At 55.8% G+C, this 265-nt stretch carries 1 pseudogene; it reads right to left on the reverse strand.

Annotated elements, in window-relative coordinates:
* A pseudogene (locus tag BRO54_RS20755) lies at positions 1-203 on the reverse strand (DNA alkylation repair protein); the annotation flags it as partial.
* Positions 204-265 lie beyond the last annotated feature (62 nt).

Genomic DNA, 265 nt, shown 5'->3' on the forward strand with positions numbered 1-265 from the left:
CTTCGATCAGCCCGCAGACGCCGCATTGGACGCGGTAGCTCGGGCCGCGGTATGGGAGATGGAACGGTTCGAGCGCTTCGTTTGTGTATTCGTGCTCAATGTCGCCGGTGTGCGGATCGAGCTTGACCGCACGCGGGATGCTGCTCAATGAGATGAAACCGCGTCCGATTCGTTTTGCAGTTTGGGCATAGCATCGGTTCCAATCGAAGCCACCTCCATCTTTATCATTTGAAAACATGGCGGCCATTATGTATCGGCAGGTCCT

This window comes from Geobacillus proteiniphilus (assembly GCF_001908025.1).
Lineage (GTDB): Bacteria > Bacillota > Bacilli > Bacillales > Anoxybacillaceae > Geobacillus > Geobacillus proteiniphilus.